Raw genomic sequence first — 15,702 nt, 5'->3', positions numbered from 1 at the left:
GGATCCCTTTGTCTTCTGGTCTGGGAACCACGAGCCATGTCTGCCTCTGTCATTACCCTTAACCATGTCAGCAAGGTCTATTCCAATGGCACGGTGGCTTTGCAAGACATGAACATGGCCATCCAGGAAGGGCAGTTCGTCAGCTTGGTGGGGCCCTCTGGCTGCGGGAAAAGCACGGTGCTGCGGCTGATTGCTGGGTTGGGCCACCTAACCACGGGATCTATCGAATGGGGGCAAAACACCTCCCAGGGGCAACCCAAATTGGCCTTTGTGTTTCAGGAGCCGGCCCTCATGCCCTGGGCAACGGTGATGGACAACGTGCGCCTACCTCTGAAGTTGGCTGGTGAGCCCCAGCCCAAAGCCGAACGAGAGGTTCTGGAAGCCCTCCACCTGGTGGGCCTGCGGGGGTTTGAGCGCAGTTTTCCCCGCGAGCTGTCCGGCGGTATGCGCATGCGGGTTTCCATTGCCCGCGCCTTGGTAACCAAACCCCAGGTGCTGCTCATGGACGAGCCCTTCGGCGCCTTGGACGAGATTACCCGCAGCAAGCTGAACAGCGAACTGCTCGAGTTGTGGCAGGAGAAGCGCTGGACGGTGATTTTTGTTACCCACAACATTTACGAGGCTGTCTATCTGTCCAACCGCGTGGTGGTGATGGCAGCCCGCCCTGGGCGGGTGGTGGCGGATATCCCCATTGAGGCACCCTACCCCCGCTCGGAAGAGTTTCGCACCTCGCCCCTTTACAACGACTATTGCCGGGAGGTCGCGACCCGTTTGCGGGAGGCCATGCGCGACACGGATCAGGATCCCTACCTGTGCCCCCTCTCTGCCGGACGGCTGCGCTGACGGGATCCCCCTTTGGCGGCATTCCTGGTCTTAGAGCCCTTGATTCCCCCTCCACCATGCTAAGTCCTTTCAGTTTCCTTCTCGATTGGCTGTCTCACCGGCTGGGATCCCTGCTTGGCACACCGGAGCGCTCCTCTGGGCCCTGGCTGGATAGCGATCTGCCGCGACTGAACAGCGCGGTGGAAGAAAAACTCAGGCCCCAACCCACTGATGCGGCTAAGGTGTCTGGCTCTGCGCCGCCGACCTCCGGGCAAGGATGGGATCTGCGCAAGTGGTTCAACCTGGATGTGATTGCCCCTGGGATCGTCGGGATCCTTTTTCTGGTGGGCTGGGAAGTGGCTGTGCGGCTAACGGGGGTGCCCCCCTATCTATTGCCGGGGCCGATTTTGGTGGTGCAAACCCTGGTGCGAGACTGGGGATCCCTTTTTCCTTCCCTTTTGATCACCCTGCAAATTACGGTGGTGGCGTTCCTTTTGGCCACGGTCTCAGGGCTTTTGTTGGCGATTTTGTTTGCCCAGAGCAAATGGATTGAGCGCAGCCTCTTTCCCTATGCGGTGATTTTGCAAACAACGCCCATTGTTTCCATCGCGCCGCTGATCATCATCTGGCTGCGCAACAATACGTTTGCTGCAATGGTGGTTTGCGCTTGGATTGTCGCCTTTTTCCCAATTATCTCCAACACCACCCTGGGATTAAACAGTGTCGATCACAACCTGCTCAACCTGTTTCAACTGTACAAGGCCAATCGCTGGCAAACCTTGATCTACTTGCGTCTGCCCAGTGCTCTGCCCTATTTTCTGGGGGGCCTGCGCATTAGCGGTGGCCTTTCTTTGATCGGGGCCGTGGTGGCGGAGTTTGTCGCCGGCACCGGTGGGCAACGGGCCGGGATCGCCTACCAAATCTTGATCTCTAGCTTTAATTTGCAGGTGCCTCGCATGTTTGCCGCCTTGGTGCTGGTTACCGGCCTAGGGATCCTGATCTTTGTGGCTTTGAGCGCTTTGTCAGACAAGATATTGGGCAGATGGCACGAGAGCGCTGTGCGCCGCGAGAACTGATTTTTGCCATAGAGCCGGCAGAAGCGGTTTCGCAAAAGGCAAAAACTGGGAATTCCCGGCAACAAAAAGGCTCAGGTTGCAGACCTGAGCCCATCTTGACCTGTTATTGGCAGATGCCAGGAACCAGACTCGAACTGGTGACACGAGGATTTTCAGTCCTCTGCTCTACCAACTGAGCTATCCCGGCTCTGGAACCATTATTTTAGGATGCCGAGAGGGCTTTTGGCAACGGGTGGCGACCCTCACTTTAGCCAATTAGCTTTTCCAGGGCATCCATCTGGGGGATACAGAGGATGTCCCGCTGCCGATCCCGGCGGATCAGCTCCTCCTGCTCCAGCTTGGCAAGGACGCGGGTAACCGTTTCCCGGGCAAGGCCACTCAAGCTGCTCAGCTCCCGATGGGGCAAATTGGGGATTTCTACCCCCTTGCGACCGACCCACCCCCGCGACTCCGCCAAGAAGAGCAGGATATCGGCGACGCGAGCGACGCTGCTGGCCTCCCGCAATTGCAGGCGACGGTTGATCTGCCGTAAACGTCGCGACATGAGCTGGGCAAGGCGGATGGCAACCTGCGCATCGGCAGCCAAAAGAGCCAGAAAGTTCTGGGCCGACAGACAGCAGACCTTGGTGGCTGTCAGGGCAATCACATCGCTGGAGCGGGGCGCCTCGTCCAAGGCGGCCATTTCCCCGAAGATCTCCCCTGGGCCAAGAATGGTGAGGGTAACCTCCCGGCCCTCCAGATCGTGAGTGCGAATCTTGACCCAACCCTCTAGGATGAAATAGACGGCGTTGCCCCAGTCGTTCTGTAACAGGATGGCCTGGTTAACAGGGTGGGAGCGCAGCGACATCTGGCGAGCCAGCGGCTCTAGCACTTCAGGGGAAAAGCCTTCAAACAGAAACATCAGGCGTAAATCTTCAGCCCTTACCTCGCTCACCCTTGGCTCCTCCTGCACCGCCTCGATTCTTGCCCAACTCTCTTCCCAGAGAAAAACTCTTCACCTGACCGCCGCCTGGGATCCGGATCCCTGTTTAACAGGGGCTGCGGCCAGCCTCTAACCTGGAAACGGCAGAATGCACTTTGCTGGTAACCATTCTCCCGAGGTTGGTCAGTTTGAGTCGAGACCTAGCTCCGCTGCAGTTGCGCTTGCCAATCTTGGCTGGTATCCAAAACCTGTAGAAAACGCCGCTCCCCCTCGGAAAAGTCCTGCCACTGCGCCTGCTGCTGGGCAAGGAGATCGGCGGTGGCATCGGCAATGTCGGCGACGTTCAGCAGCTCACCCGGGCCCGATGAAGGGAGTGTTCGCCGTTGTAGGCGCTCTCGGAGGACAGGTTCAGGAGCATGGCAGTAGAGGATGCGCAACGGGATCCCGCACTGTTGGGCCTGTTCAATCGCCATGCCCCGCAGCGCTTGCCGGTCAAACTTGGCGTCCAGAATCACGCTGTAACCTTCCCGGGCCAAATCCACTCCCAACTGCACCAGGCGGCGATAAGTCTTGTCGGTCATCTCGGGCGTATACACCTCTGGCCCCCCCCGCTGCCGCAGAGGGATCCCGGCCAAGTGCTTGCGCACGGCGTCGGAGCGAATGTGGATGGCCCCCCGCTGGCGGGCCAGGTAGCGGGCCACCGTACTTTTGCCTGCTCCCGACAGGCCAGCCATCAAAAACAACTGCCCCTGTTTGGGAAGGGTGTATTCCCAGGCCAGGCGGTAGTAGCGGGCGGCAGTGTGGAAGGCATTGGCTTTGGAAGCTTCCGAGGCGGCAGGATCGTCCAGCAAAAAAGAGGTGACCTTGGCCCGCACATAGGCCTGGCGATTGAGGTAAATGGGCAAGATCTTTAGTCCTTCCCAGTCACCCGTTTCTTCCAGATAGGTGTTCAAATAGGCATTGCCCAGATCGGGGCGGTGGCGAGCGTCCAAATCCATCACCGCATAGGAGACGTCGTACATCGTATCCACAAAGCGGAAGGCCTCGTTGAACTCAATGCAATCAAACAGCAAGATCTGGCCTTCCCACCAACAGAGGTTGCCAAGATGTAGATCCCCGTGGCCTTCGCGGATGCGGTCTTGGGCCATCCTCTGGTAAAACAGCTCCTGCCGCTCGGCAAAAAAGCGATCCGTGTAGGCTTGCGTCTCCCGATATTGATCAACCGTCTGAGGGCCGCCGATGTAGCGCTGGGTTTGGGCGTAATTCTCGTCGAAGGCCTCCCGCACCCGCTCTGGCCGGCCAAAGCTGCGAATGTAGTCGTTGGTCTCCGCCTGGGCGTGAAAGGCCGCCACCGCCCGCCCTAGCTCCTCCATCAAGGCTGGGGTCAGCTCCCCCCGCTCGAGGAGGTTGCTGAAGAGTTGCTCTTGGGGAAACTGCCGCATTTTGAGGGTGTACTCCACGGGCTCGCCACTGCCGTCAAGCTGAAACCGGCCCTTGGCTTGCACAATGGGCAACACCTGTAGATAAAGCCCCGGCGCGCCGCGCTGGTTCAGGCGCAGCTCTTCTTGACAAAAGTGGCGTCGCCGCTCCAGGGTGGTGAAATTCAAAAAGCCAAAATCCAGAGGCTTCTTCACCTTATAGGCGTAGTCCCCTGTCAAGAAAACGTAGGAAATGTGGGTTTGGACGAGCTGAATCGGCTCCCGCACCGGATGGGGGTAAAACCCCGGCTCCAACATCGCTTGGATTAGCGGCGGCAGGTGGGCATCGGCCATAAAGATGGAGACGGAAAAGTCAGGGATCCCCATTTTCCTCCAAATTGCCCTCAGCTTAGTCTCCCAAGGGCAGGGCGGCCGCTTGCGGTGAAAGACGGATAACGCTAATCCCCTGTTTGACCAAAGTATCTTGAGCGGCAGCAGAAAGGGCGTAGGGCCAGACCAGATACTTCGTGTTGATGTAGTCTCGCCCCCGTTTGGCCAGGCTCACCTGTTCAGAGAGCATGCGCACCTCCGGTCCGCGGGTGATGATGGCTTCGGCGCGGCGGATGCGTTGCATCAGTTGGCTGAACAGCTCTTGGGGCTGCTGCACGAAGACCACAATGGCCAAGTCACAGGGGTTGTAGTAGTTGCCGCTGCCGCAGAGGAGCAGGGCCTCGCTGGCGAGAACAAGGGTCTCCTGGTCTCCCAGAACCACCACCGGGTAGAGAAAGGTGCGCACGTCCTCCGGTTGCCAGTGATTGAAGGAGTAGCTGTCCACCTCTCCCCGCACCCAAGAGGAGATGGCCGGAAAAACCGCTTCGCTCAGCAGCCGATAGGCCGTCTGCGGTCGCCCTAGCCAGCAGAGGGCATTCTCGTAGAAACTCTCGTTCTCCAACAGGTGAGGGGTGAGAGGAGTGGCCATAGACTCGGATCCGGGCAGGGCCTCCTCCAGCATGCCTAGTCGGAGATGGTTAAGGCAATTTTGCCCAAAACGGATCCCTGTTCCAGCAGCCGGTGAGCGGCAGCCGCTTCGGCCAGGGGAAAGGTGTGGCTGAGCCGGATGTGCAGTTGGCCTTGGTCAATGAGGCGGGCGCACTGCCGGAGGATCTCCGCCTGGTTTTGCCGGGCAACGATAAGGTTCTTCAGCATCGGGGTGAGCATCAGCTCAAAGCTCACTCGCAAGTTGCGGTCGCGGGCCACCCGCCAATCGGTCTCTGGGGCTGGCGCCAGCAGGGTCACGAGATCGCCGTACACGCGCACGGCAGGGAAGGTCTGCTCCAGCACTGGGCCGCCAAGGGTATCGAGAGCAAGATCCACTCCCTCCTCCTCCGTCCAATCCAGAACGGCTCGCACAAAGTTGGTCTGGCGATAGAAGATGGGCAAGCTGGCTCCCAGGGAACGGACAAACTCGGCCTTTTCCGGCGTGCTCACAGTGGTAGCCACTTGGCATCCCCGCAGACGGGCCAGTTGGATGGCCACATGGCCGACACCCCCTGCCCCGGCGTGGATAAGCACCTTTTGGCCAGCCTGCAACCGTCCCCGGTCGTAGAGGGCTTCCCAAGCGGTGATCAGCACCAGGGGGGCAGCGGCAGCCTCGGCAAAGCTGAGGGACTTGGGCTTGGGAGCGACAAAGCGCTCATCGACCACGATCAGCTCGGCGTAGTTCCCCGCCTGCCTGCCCAGGCCGCCGTGGCAGAAGTAAACTTCGTCTCCAACTTGAAACTGCCTGACCCCAGATCCTACGGCTTCTACAACGCCGGCACCATCACATCCCAAAATGGCCGGCATCTCTTCGGGGTAGAAGGTGCCTCGCCGCCGCAGCTTGGTGTCGATGGGGTTGACGCCGGCGGCCCTAAGGCGGACACGTAGCTCCCGCTCGCCGCGGATCTCAGGGTCGGGCACCTCCTGAAGCTGCAAAACCTCCGGCCCCCCGGGCACGCTCATGAGGATGGCTTTCATCTTCTCAGGTGTTCAGGCTTGGTTTGGCTCGACCTGCTGCCCCGCACTTGCCACTGCGCTACCGAGGATACACCGGCAAGGGGGTCTCTGAACAATGGTTAGCTTAATCGGCGGGAAGCCCCGCATCGTATTGGTGAATTGTGTTGACTCAAGAGCCAATCCGTGTCGGGATGAAAGCCGTTCGTCCTACAATTGAGCAAAACAAGTTAAATCTCTGGAGAGTTTCCCGCCGTGGGTTGCATGATAGCAGCACGCTGAGACCTCTGTATACACAAGTCTGGGAAGCGTGAAGCCCATACGCTATCGGTTGGCGCAGCGTGGCGTAAGCCATGTTGTGTTGACTCAACGAAGATGAGTGTCGGGAGTTGTTCACTAGCATAAGCCAAGAGAACCGCGCCTGGGAAGGCAGGGATCCCTTACATTGCCCAGAAGGATAGCTTGCTAGCCCCGCGCCCGTAAGCAACTTTAGGTGCTCGTCAGTAGTATAGTTGAGTATACTTGCCGAGAAGGCGTACCGTTCCCAGGCGAGCACCTAATCACGGTGAGAAACCCAACCGGTGGCAAGTGGCTGGGAGATGACAACGTCTCAGCCAACCTGCAAGGACTCCATCCCGTTGACGCGAACAGAAAAGCAAGCAGAACCTTGGAGCTTTGCCTCAAGGAACTGTCTAGAGGTGTCTTGACAGCGTCTTTACGAGTTCGTTGTTGAACGGCGTAAGAATTCCCCACCTTTAGGCGGTGGGAGTGTCAATAAGCTTCGGAGTTGTGGAGGCAAGCGCTAGCCCATGCCCGTAGGTGGTTCTGGCTCTCTCGGCGGCAAGGCGCGGTCAAAAGTAAACAGAGGTGGCCTTGGATCGGCCTCCTGGCTCTGCTGGGGTAACCCAGCCTATTGGGATGCTGCTGGGTTAATGCTCTTGGGGAGCCTGCTCATCGTCTACCGCTGGCGGGGCACCCTGCCGCTGTTGATTAACCCCGCCTACGTAAACGTGGCTCTGCTGGCCGGCCTGTGCCTACTGGGCCTGGGGATTAGCCGGTGGCGGGGGGCCAAAGTCGCGCCCTCGGAAAGCCATGTCTCCCTGTTGGGGCCGCGCCTGGGGGCGGCGCTCTTGATCCTGACGGCGCTGCTGGGGTTTTGGGTCGAGCCCCGTCCCCTCTCCAGCCAGACGGCCCTCAACCGGGGGGTATCTCCCTATCTGGGTGCCTCTCGCAGCCAGCCGCAGGCTTTTCGTCCCAAGATTGACCCACGCCAGCGCACCCTGCTGGACTGGGTGCGCAGCCTGGATGTCTACCCAGATCCCTATACCTATGAGGGCCAGCCGGTGCGGGTGCAGGGGTTCGTCGTTCCTGACGAGCAACCTGACCACTTTGTCATCGCTCGCTTTTTGGTGAGTTGCTGCGCTGCCGATGCCTACCCGGTCGGCTTGCCAGTGCGCTGGTTCCGCTCGGAGGAGCTGGCTCCGGACAGTTGGCTGCGTCTGGAAGGACGAATGGCCGTGGAGCAACGGGATGGCCAGCCTCAGTTGGTAATCCTGGCCGAGCAGGTGGAACCAATGCCGGTGCCGGCCAATCCCTACGCCGACGAGTAGGTTAGATGTCGGTTTCGCTGAGTTTAGCGCTCATGTAATCGAAGGGCTCGGCCACAAAGCTGTAATCCTCGTCGGAGCCGAGCAGCTCCAGGGTGCGCTGCTTCATGTTCTGGATCCCGATCACCGTCGGAGCAATCGGCACCCCCAGGGAGTTGTAGGTTTCCCGCAGGCCAGCCAGGACGCGCTCGTCCAAGATGCTGGTATCAGCAGCCACCAGGGCGTAGGAAGCGTAGCGCAGGAAGTAGTCCATATCCCGCAAACAGGTGGCGTAGCGGCGGGTGGTGTAGGCGTTGCCACCCGGACGGATCAGATCTGGCACCTGGGCAAACATAGCCGCGGCAGCCGTCTTGACAATGTCCACCGAGTTGAGGTTAATCACCTTCACGGCCTTGATGCGCCGCAGACCCGAATCGTAAAAGGCCTTGAGCGCGTCCATGGCATTCCGATCCAGGTAGCGGCCTGTCAGGTCGTAGGTTTTGATCAGTGTGGTTACGGCATCCCGCATATCCCCAACTCCGTTCCTGTAACTCTATGTAAAAGTAGCTTGAGATGAGAATTTTGCCGGCAACGTCCAAAGGCCAGCCTTGGAAAATCGAGCCAAAGCCCAACACCGGCAGCGCTCCAAGCTCCCCACTTGCCCCCAGAAGTTTAGCATGCGGGGGGTTCTTTCCTGCCTTCTCCTGAGACAATGGCAGATGTTGTTACGAAAATGTAACCTTTCTGCAACGCTCTAGGGATCCGGCAGCAGCACCCGCAGTGGCCTGAGCAGCCTGCCTTGGCAGTGTCCCAACCCTAAGAACGCTCCTTGTTGGCTCTTCACCCGCAGAGTCTCGGCAGTGGCCTGAGCAGGATCCAGGGGAATGGCCTGACCTTGTTGCCAGCGCTGCGCCTCAGCCGGAGACAAGGATACTGAGTCCCAACCGCGAAATCCCCACTCAATCGGCAGCAGGGCGGCGGCGGGATCGGCAGATCCCTGCCACTGCTCCAGGGGCAGGCTCTCTTGGATGCGAAAGGGGCCACTTTGCAACCGTCGCAGGCGGCTCATCAAGCCTCCGCAGCCCAATTTCTCTCCCAGGTCGCGGGCGAGGGCGCGGATGTAGGTGCCAGGGCCACAGGCAATCTCCAGATCCACTTCCGGGAACTCGCCAGGGCGCCAGCCCAGGATCTGCAGGTGCTGAATCACCACCCGCCGCGGCTCCAGCCCCAGTTCTGCTGCCTTTGCCCCGGCCCGGGCCAGCTCATAGAGCTTTTTCCCCTGCCGCTTGATGGCGCTGTAAAGAGGCGGCACCTGCTCAATCTCGCCGACAAACTCCTGCAGACATTCCTCCACCTGCTCGCGGCTCAGCTCCGGACAAGGGGATCCCACCTGGATCTGCCCCTCGGCATCGTCGGTGTCGCTGCGCTGCCCAAAGCGGAAGGTTGCCCGATAGACCTTATCCCCCGGCAGAAAGGCCAAAAAGCGCGTCGCCCGCCCTACGGCAATGGGCAGAACTCCCGTTGCCGCCGGATCCAAGGTGCCACCATGCCCCACCTGGCGCGTGCGCAAGACCCGCCGCACCACCGCCACACAGTCGTGGGAGGTGAGCCCTGCTGGTTTATCCAGGTTGAGAAAGCCCTCCAGGGATCCCATGCTGCGCATCACCCATCAGTAATTTTAAGATTTGTAACCGAACTGCCGCAGCGCTTAACATAGGGTTAATTTCTGTCTGCGAGCTTGAAGCACCTATGGCGCAATCTGGCCTATTCCCTCAGCCTATCTGGCAACGCCTGTTGATGATCGCCCCTTTCTTCCTGTGGGGCTCGGCGATGGTGGCAATGCGAGATGCCCTCTCCGAGACCACCCCTCTCTTTATCGCCATTCTGCGGCTGTTGCCCGCTGGGATCCTGGTTTTGGCCTTTCGGCTTTGGCAAGGGCGGGCCTCTGAGGCATCTCAGCCCTGGCATCCCCAGGGGCGGCGAGGGTGGCTGTGGGTCCTGGCCTTCGCCCTGGTGGACGGCACCTGTTTTCAGGGATTTTTGGCGCAAGGGTTGAGAGAGACCGGCGCCGGGCTGGGATCCGTACTGATCGACTCGCAGCCGCTGGCGGTGGCTTTGATGGCCAACTGGTTTTACCGCGAGCGGATGGGATCCCTGGGCTGGCTGAGTCTGGGGCTGGGTGTGGTCGGCATTGGCCTTATCGGCCTCGGCGGGGAAGGATCCCTGCAGGTGGGGGCTGGCGTCGTCTGGATGTTGCTGGCTTCCCTGTCGATGGCCATCGGCACCGTGATGATGCCCAAGGTGGCGGAGGTGGCCGATCCGGTGTTGGCGACGGGCTGGCACATGGTGTTGGGCAGCCTGCCCTTGATCCTGCTCTCGGCGCTAACAGAAAGCGAGCAATGGCAGCACCTGAGCGGCGCCCACTGGCTGGGCCTGCTCTATGCCTCCGTGTTGGGGAGCGCCGTGGCCTACGCCCTCTTCTTCTACTTCGCCTCCCAGGAAAACCTCACCGAATTCAGCTCCCTCACGTTTCTCACCCCCATCTTTGCCCTTCTCTTCGGCAGCACCTTCCTGGGCGAGACCCTGACCCGGCTGCAGTGGGTGGGAGTGGGCATTACCCTGGTCTGCGTGTATGTCATCAACCACCGGCAGGAGTGGCAGGAGCGCCTGCGCTTGGCCTGGCCAGGGATCCTCTCGGAGCTGGGCCTGGAGTTCAGCACCGTCGAGATCCGCGATGGCCGGCCCGACTAAGGGAGCCTTCTCCTAGGGGGGCAGGAACCCCATCGCCTCCCGCACCCTTTGCAGCGTTGGCTCGGCAACAGCGCGAGCCTTGGCGGCATTTTCCCGGATCAGCGCCAGCAGATAGTCTGGGTTGCTCCAGAGCTCTCGGTAGCGCTGCTGAATGGGCTCTAGGGTGGCGATAATGCTGTCGGCGAGGAGGGGTTTGAACTGTCCCCACCCCATCTCAGCGCACTCAGCCGCCACCTCCTCCTTGCTTTTGCCGGAGGTGAGCATGTAGATCGTCAGCAAATTGTGGGCCTCCGGGCGTGCCGGGTCGTCGAAGGTGATGCCCCGAATCGAGTCGGTCTTACATTTTTGGATCTTCTTGCGGATCGTGTCGGGGTCGTCTAGCAGGTGAATGCGGCTGAAATCCGAGGGATCCGACTTAGACATTTTGCGGGTGCCATCGGTCAAGCTCATGATCCGCGCCCCCTGCGGGCGAATCAGGGCCTCTGGGATCACAAACACCTCGCCAAAGCGGTCGTTAAAGCGGCGGGCAATATCCCGACACAGCTCAATATGCTGCCGCTGATCCTCCCCTACCGGCACATACTTGGGCTGGTAGAGGAGAATATCCGCCGCCTGCAAAATCGGGTAGCTGAACAGGCCAACGCTGGTCTCCTCCCCCTGTTTCTCTTTTTTTTCTTTGTATTGGATCATGCGTTCCGCCCAGTTCATGGGGGTAATGGTGGTGAACAGCCAGGCCAGCTCTGTGTGGGCGGGCACGTGGGACTGCACAAACAGCACACAGTGCTCCAGGCTAAGGCCACAGGCCAGGTAGAGGGCAAACAGAGAACGGGTGCGCTCCCTCAGCAGCTTGGGATCCTGGGGCACAGTAATGGCATGTTGATCCACAATGCAAAAGAAGTTCTCGTAGTGCTCCTGCTCGGCCACCCAGTTTTTAATGGCCCCCAGGTAATTGCCCAGGTGCAACTCGCCGGAGGGCTGGATTCCAGAAAGCGTGCGGGGCTTGGACATAGGAAAAGCAATCTCAAACGCCAATAAGAGGGGGGACGAGAACCCAGAAAGTCTTTGTTCAGGATATCAAGAGAGCTGCAACCCGTTGGTTTATGAGGGAAGAAAGACACCAACCCGAAACCATGGCAGACCCGGAGCCAGAACTGCTGCGTGCTGCCAACCACTACGTGCTGCTGATCCCAGGCCTGCCGGAGCAATTTCTCACCCCTGAGGAATTGCAGGAGTTCCTTGTGCAACTGCTGCAGGAGTATCCCCACCTGGTGGATGCAGATCTGGCCCGCTACCCCACCCCTCAAGCCCAGGCGCAGCGGCTTATCGACACAGCCTGTGAGGTGGAGGTCTCTCCCGGCGAAACCGTGCAGTGGCACCCTGTACGCCTGCGCAAGCGCCCCTCAGCTTCTTCTCGCCCAGGCCAGCATCCGGCTTAAGGCCACGCTCGGGATCCCACAGGCATGCTACAACGCAAAGAAGAGATACCCAGTCCTGCGCTCTAAGGGGGTCAATCATGCCGCGCAGCATGAAGAACGACAACTTCATCGACAAAACCTTCACCGTCATGGCTGACCTGATCCTGAAGCTGATGCCGGGGGTGAGTCCTGAACAGAAGAAGGCCTTTGCCTACTACCGGGACGGCATGGCGGCCCAGAGCGAGGGAGAATATGCCGAGGCCTTAGAAAACTACCGAGAAGCCCTGGCCCTGGAGCAAGACGACGAAGACCGCAGCTACATCCTCTACAACATGGGCCTGATCTACCAGAGCAATGGCGAACTGGACAAAGCCCTGGAGTACTACCACCAGGCCCTGGAGCTGAATCCCCGCCTCTGTTCTGCCCTAAATAACATTGCCGTCTTGCTGCACCACAAGGGCGAGCAGAGCCTGCAGGCCGGGGACGAGGAGACAGCAGAGGCCCTGTTCGATGAGGCAGCTCAATACTGGATCCGGGCCATTCGCATTGCGCCCAACAACTATATCGAGGCGCAAAACTGGCTCAAGACCACGGGACGCGCCAACCTGGAGCTGTATTGAGCTTTCTCCCAAGTGCCTGAGTTTAGCTAGACTGGTTAGACAATTAAAAGCTAGCTGAGTAACCCGGTAACCTGCCGGCAGGAGGGGAAGATGCTGAAACGCGAGGAAGTACGACACGTCGCCCACCTCGCGCGGCTGGAGCTAACCGAGGAGGAAGAAATCCAGTTCACCCAACAACTGGCAGACATCCTGGCCTATGTGGAACAACTGAAAGAGCTGGATACAGAAGGGGTAGAGCCCACCTTTCACGTGTTGGACATGGAGTTGCCCACTCGCCCCGATGAAGTGGAGCCCTACCCCGACATTGAAGGGATCCTGGCCAACGCCCCCGACCGCGCTGACATGTTCTTCAAGGTGCCTCGCATCCTCGAGGAGGAAGACTAGCCACCTTGCAGTGCGGCTACGAGCCACAACAGCTTTTGCTCTTCGGCGGGGGAGGGGGCACATCCAAAGCCGGGTTGCACTCAAAGAAGCCCAACGGCTTGAGCAGAAAGCCAATGTAGCTAACCGGCATCACCGGCCAGTCTTCGGTGCGGGGGAAGTGGTTGCAGCCAAAGCTGTACCAGAGCACCAGGCGGGTATTTTCTAGGGATCGGTTGGCTTGTGTCCATTTCACCAGCCCTTCCCCACCGGGGTGTTGGTTGGGGTAGTCCCCCGCCGGGAACTTCTCGCCAGGATGATAGGGCGTGGCCCAGAGGTGGTGGGCCAAATACCCTGCCCGTCGATACAGCCAGGAGTCGGGGTGGGCCAGGAACCGGACATTCTCTCCTGGGAGCAACTTGTAGGCCACCGGCTGCCCCAGGCGGTTGTGGCGGTTGGGGTTGACAATCTTCCAGTAGCGCCCCCGCAAGGGATCCACCGTTTGCTTGGCTTCCTGCTCAGTGCTCAACAAGGTGGAGCGGGCGCGGAAGGCGTTGCCGTAGGGGTTATCCGGCCCCAAGGGCAGCGGCTCGGCATGGACTTCGTAGAGGGAGTTGCCCGGCCCATCCACCGCCATGTCCAGGCGCACGGTAAAAAAGTGCTGGTGGTTGAGGCCAGACAATTGGGGCGCTACCAAGACGCCAAACTCCGGTTCCTCCCCCGGCAGGGTGGCGCAGGTGTTGATGATGCCGGTGAGCTTGGCCTCGAACTCCAGCGTGCCGTCCTGGTAGAAGTACCAGAAAAAGCCGTAGTCGTAGTTGCCGATGGTGGTAAAGAAAGAGAGCACCAGCCGCCGCGAGCGCCGCACCTGAGCTCGCTCCGTGCGCCAGTCGGTGTGCTTCCAGAGCACGCCAAAGTCCTCCTCGTGCATGCAGATGGCGTTTTTGAGGAGCATGGGCTCACCGCTGTTGCTGGGCAGCCAGGCATCGAAGTAGTAGATCTCCCCCAGGCAGTCGCAGCCCAGGCGCAGGGAATTGGCCTGCATGCCGATGCCGTATTCCCCCACGTCAAAGGCGTTCTTGCGACAGTGGGGATCCCGTGGATCCCCGTAGGGCACCACCATCTCGGCTACCGAAGCCCGATAGAGGATGGGGCGAAGGCGGCCCTGATCCTCATAGCTCACCTGATGCAGCACCAGCCCCTCGCGGGGGTTAAAGCTGATGCGCAGATCCCACTTCTGCCAGCGGATGTGGTGGCCTTCTACTTGGAAGCTCACCCCTTGGGGCTGAGTAATTTCCAAAGGCTTCAAATCTCGGCGAAACTCTTTGAAGAAGATCTCGTCAAAATTGCCATCTTCCGGGGGCAGAGGCCAGGGGCCGCGATCCTCCACCTTGATCACCTGCATTTGGTTGAGGTCAATCCAGGGGTAGAGGCCTTCGAGGGGACGGGCATAGCCATTGTCGTAAGGGGAAGTGCGCAGGAAACACAGACCCCGCACCAGCCGCCGCCCCTCTTCTTCCGGGATCCCAAAGTAGCCCACCGTCCAGTAGTCCACCATCACCCGCTCCACATCGGCAATGCCCCGCCGCTGCAGGGCGGCCAGAAATTGGGGATCCTCCTTGAGCAAGCGGTCACAGGCGTAGACCTCATCGTCCAAAAGGGGCGGCTGCACGCCGGGGACGAGCTGCCAAGAGCACACCTGCTGCCGAGAGAGGGAGACCACCGCCTCGTAGGTGCTGCCCTCGGCGGGATCCAACAGCACCACAAACGCCTGCCGATCCCAGGGTTGGCCCGGTTGCCAAGCTTCCATCCAGGGCCGCTCCGGCTCCTGCAGTTGGATGGTGACAAAGCGGCAGCGGGAAGCAAGAGGGCGCTCCTGACGCAGGATTTTGACCACTTGCCGGATTTCTTCGCCATTCAAGGGATCCAGGGGGTGGCTTGGCCATTCGGGCCGGACAGCCGCGGTTGTGGCAGAAAGCGGTCGCTCCTGCTCCTGCAGAGCAGGCTGAGGACTGCGAGGAAGTTCACAAATCACAGAAATAACCTTGAATTCTACAGAAAGTGAATTGGCTGGGTGACGATCCGTTGAAAAATGCCGCAGGGATCCCCTTGCCTGCCACCCCAGGTGCTCTAAGCTAGCCATCAGCCCGTACAGGACAACCTGACCGTTGCCACAGGCAACTTTGGCAACCCTGGCCGGCAAGAGGATAGGCTCAAAGAACTCGTTCTTGGGGACAACCTCACCTTCGCCAGCTAGCCCAACCTGAGGTTATCCCCATCCGTTGGGTTGTCTCTGCCCGCTAACCAAAGGAAGAGGGCAGCGGCACCTTGAGCAGCCGCGTTACCGCAAACCGAAAAATATCGAACAATCGCCAGAAACTAACTATAGGCTTCCGAGGGAAAAGATCCCCGCTCAAAAGCAGCAGCAATTTCTTTAGGCCAAACGTGGCATAGGGCAGCATAAAAAAGAATCAACGCTTCACGCAGGCTTAGGGCGCAGCCGCAAGGAAGGAGCTTGATGCAGCACTGCTCTCTTCTCAACGCGAACTCATTTCGGCTTGCCCTAACCCCACCTGCTAGGGGGATCCCCAGTGTTGGGATCCAAGGCGCAACTACCCATTACTATAGCAGAGGCTCCCCCCTCGGCCACAAGCTGCGGGCAAGAGTCGGCTCTCCGGATCTGAAGTTTAGCGTGAAGTAAAGAACTTGTATTGGCTAACACATCTTTGAGCAGAGTACT

General features: G+C 59.8%; 15 protein-coding genes and 1 tRNA gene. 7 read left to right on the top strand and 9 right to left on the bottom strand.

The window, feature by feature from the left end:
* Nucleotides 1-36 precede the first annotated feature (36 nt).
* Together NW852_RS01815 and NW852_RS01810 are read left to right on the top strand one after the other, a co-directional pair.
* Nucleotides 37-843, top strand: a complete 807-nt coding sequence (locus tag NW852_RS01815; RefSeq protein WP_414363861.1) for an ABC transporter ATP-binding protein — start codon at nucleotides 37-39, stop codon at nucleotides 841-843.
* A 56-nt stretch (nucleotides 844-899) separates the two neighbouring features.
* Complete coding sequence (locus NW852_RS01810; protein WP_414386384.1) at nucleotides 900-1,898, top strand: ABC transporter permease; 999 nt, start codon at nucleotides 900-902, stop codon at nucleotides 1,896-1,898.
* 114 nt (nucleotides 1,899-2,012) lie between these two features.
* Here the strand turns inward: NW852_RS01810 and NW852_RS01805 are convergent.
* The 5 genes from NW852_RS01805 to NW852_RS01785 form a co-directional block, all read right to left on the bottom strand.
* A tRNA-Phe gene (locus NW852_RS01805) sits at nucleotides 2,013-2,085 on the bottom strand.
* A gap of 60 nt (nucleotides 2,086-2,145) precedes the next feature.
* Nucleotides 2,146-2,799, bottom strand: a complete 654-nt coding sequence (locus NW852_RS01800) for a Crp/Fnr family transcriptional regulator (protein ID WP_414370831.1) — start codon at nucleotides 2,797-2,799, stop codon at nucleotides 2,146-2,148.
* A 221-nt stretch (nucleotides 2,800-3,020) separates the two neighbouring features.
* Entirely contained in the window at nucleotides 3,021-4,592 is a 1,572-nt protein-coding gene (locus NW852_RS01795) for an AAA family ATPase (RefSeq protein WP_414370833.1), read from the bottom strand.
* 55 nt (nucleotides 4,593-4,647) lie between these two features.
* Complete coding sequence (locus tag NW852_RS01790; RefSeq protein WP_414363863.1) at nucleotides 4,648-5,217, bottom strand: hypothetical protein; 570 nt, start codon at nucleotides 5,215-5,217, stop codon at nucleotides 4,648-4,650.
* A gap of 35 nt (nucleotides 5,218-5,252) precedes the next feature.
* Entirely contained in the window at nucleotides 5,253-6,254 is a 1,002-nt protein-coding gene (locus tag NW852_RS01785; protein WP_414363864.1) for a zinc-dependent alcohol dehydrogenase family protein, read from the bottom strand.
* 908 nt (nucleotides 6,255-7,162) lie between these two features.
* Between NW852_RS01785 and NW852_RS01780 the strand changes: the two genes are divergently transcribed.
* Nucleotides 7,163-7,840: a TIGR03943 family putative permease subunit gene (locus tag NW852_RS01780; protein ID WP_414370731.1), complete on the top strand. Its 678-nt coding sequence runs from the start codon at nucleotides 7,163-7,165 to the stop codon at nucleotides 7,838-7,840.
* 1 nt (nucleotide 7,841) lies between these two features.
* Here the strand turns inward: NW852_RS01780 and apcB are convergent, their stop codons facing one another.
* Together apcB and truB are read right to left on the bottom strand one after the other, a co-directional pair.
* A complete protein-coding gene (gene apcB / locus NW852_RS01775; protein WP_414363866.1) occupies nucleotides 7,842-8,345 on the bottom strand; it encodes an allophycocyanin subunit beta in 504 nt (167 codons plus the stop codon).
* Nucleotides 8,346-8,570: 225 nt separating this feature from the next.
* Nucleotides 8,571-9,470 carry a tRNA pseudouridine(55) synthase TruB gene (gene truB / locus NW852_RS01770; RefSeq protein ID WP_414370733.1) on the bottom strand — a complete coding sequence of 300 codons (900 nt, stop codon included), beginning with the start codon at nucleotides 9,468-9,470 and terminating at the stop codon, nucleotides 8,571-8,573.
* A gap of 95 nt (nucleotides 9,471-9,565) precedes the next feature.
* On the opposite strand from truB, the gene NW852_RS01765 reads away from it, so the two are divergent.
* A complete protein-coding gene (locus NW852_RS01765; RefSeq protein WP_414363868.1) occupies nucleotides 9,566-10,567 on the top strand; it encodes a DMT family transporter in 1,002 nt (333 codons plus the stop codon).
* 12 nt (nucleotides 10,568-10,579) lie between these two features.
* Here NW852_RS01765 and trpS read toward each other — a convergent pair whose 3' ends face one another.
* Nucleotides 10,580-11,575, bottom strand: a complete 996-nt coding sequence (gene trpS / locus NW852_RS01760; RefSeq protein ID WP_414363869.1) for a tryptophan--tRNA ligase — start codon at nucleotides 11,573-11,575, stop codon at nucleotides 10,580-10,582.
* A 122-nt stretch (nucleotides 11,576-11,697) separates the two neighbouring features.
* On the opposite strand from trpS, the gene NW852_RS01755 reads away from it, so the two are divergent.
* From NW852_RS01755 to gatC, 3 genes are all read left to right on the top strand, one after another.
* Nucleotides 11,698-12,003, top strand: coding sequence for a chlororespiratory reduction protein 7 (locus NW852_RS01755; protein ID WP_414363870.1), 306 nt, complete (start codon nucleotides 11,698-11,700; stop codon nucleotides 12,001-12,003).
* A gap of 77 nt (nucleotides 12,004-12,080) precedes the next feature.
* Nucleotides 12,081-12,602, top strand: coding sequence for a photosystem I assembly protein Ycf3 (locus NW852_RS01750; protein ID WP_011430196.1), 522 nt, complete (start codon nucleotides 12,081-12,083; stop codon nucleotides 12,600-12,602).
* Nucleotides 12,603-12,692: 90 nt separating this feature from the next.
* On the top strand, nucleotides 12,693-12,986 hold the full coding sequence (gene gatC, locus NW852_RS01745) for an Asp-tRNA(Asn)/Glu-tRNA(Gln) amidotransferase subunit GatC (RefSeq protein ID WP_414363871.1): 294 nt from the start codon (nucleotides 12,693-12,695) through the stop codon (nucleotides 12,984-12,986).
* Nucleotides 12,987-13,002: 16 nt separating this feature from the next.
* On the opposite strand, the gene NW852_RS01740 is transcribed toward gatC, so the two are convergent.
* The gene (locus NW852_RS01740) at nucleotides 13,003-14,997 is read right to left on the bottom strand and encodes a primary-amine oxidase (RefSeq protein WP_414363878.1); all 1,995 of its coding nucleotides are present in this window, start codon (nucleotides 14,995-14,997) and stop codon (nucleotides 13,003-13,005) included.
* Nucleotides 14,998-15,702 lie beyond the last annotated feature (705 nt).

Source organism: Synechococcus sp. H60.1 (genome assembly GCF_047462335.1).
Classification (GTDB): Bacteria; Cyanobacteriota; Cyanobacteriia; order Thermostichales; family Thermostichaceae; genus Thermostichus.
This window is presented reverse-complemented; position numbering and strand designations above follow the sequence as displayed.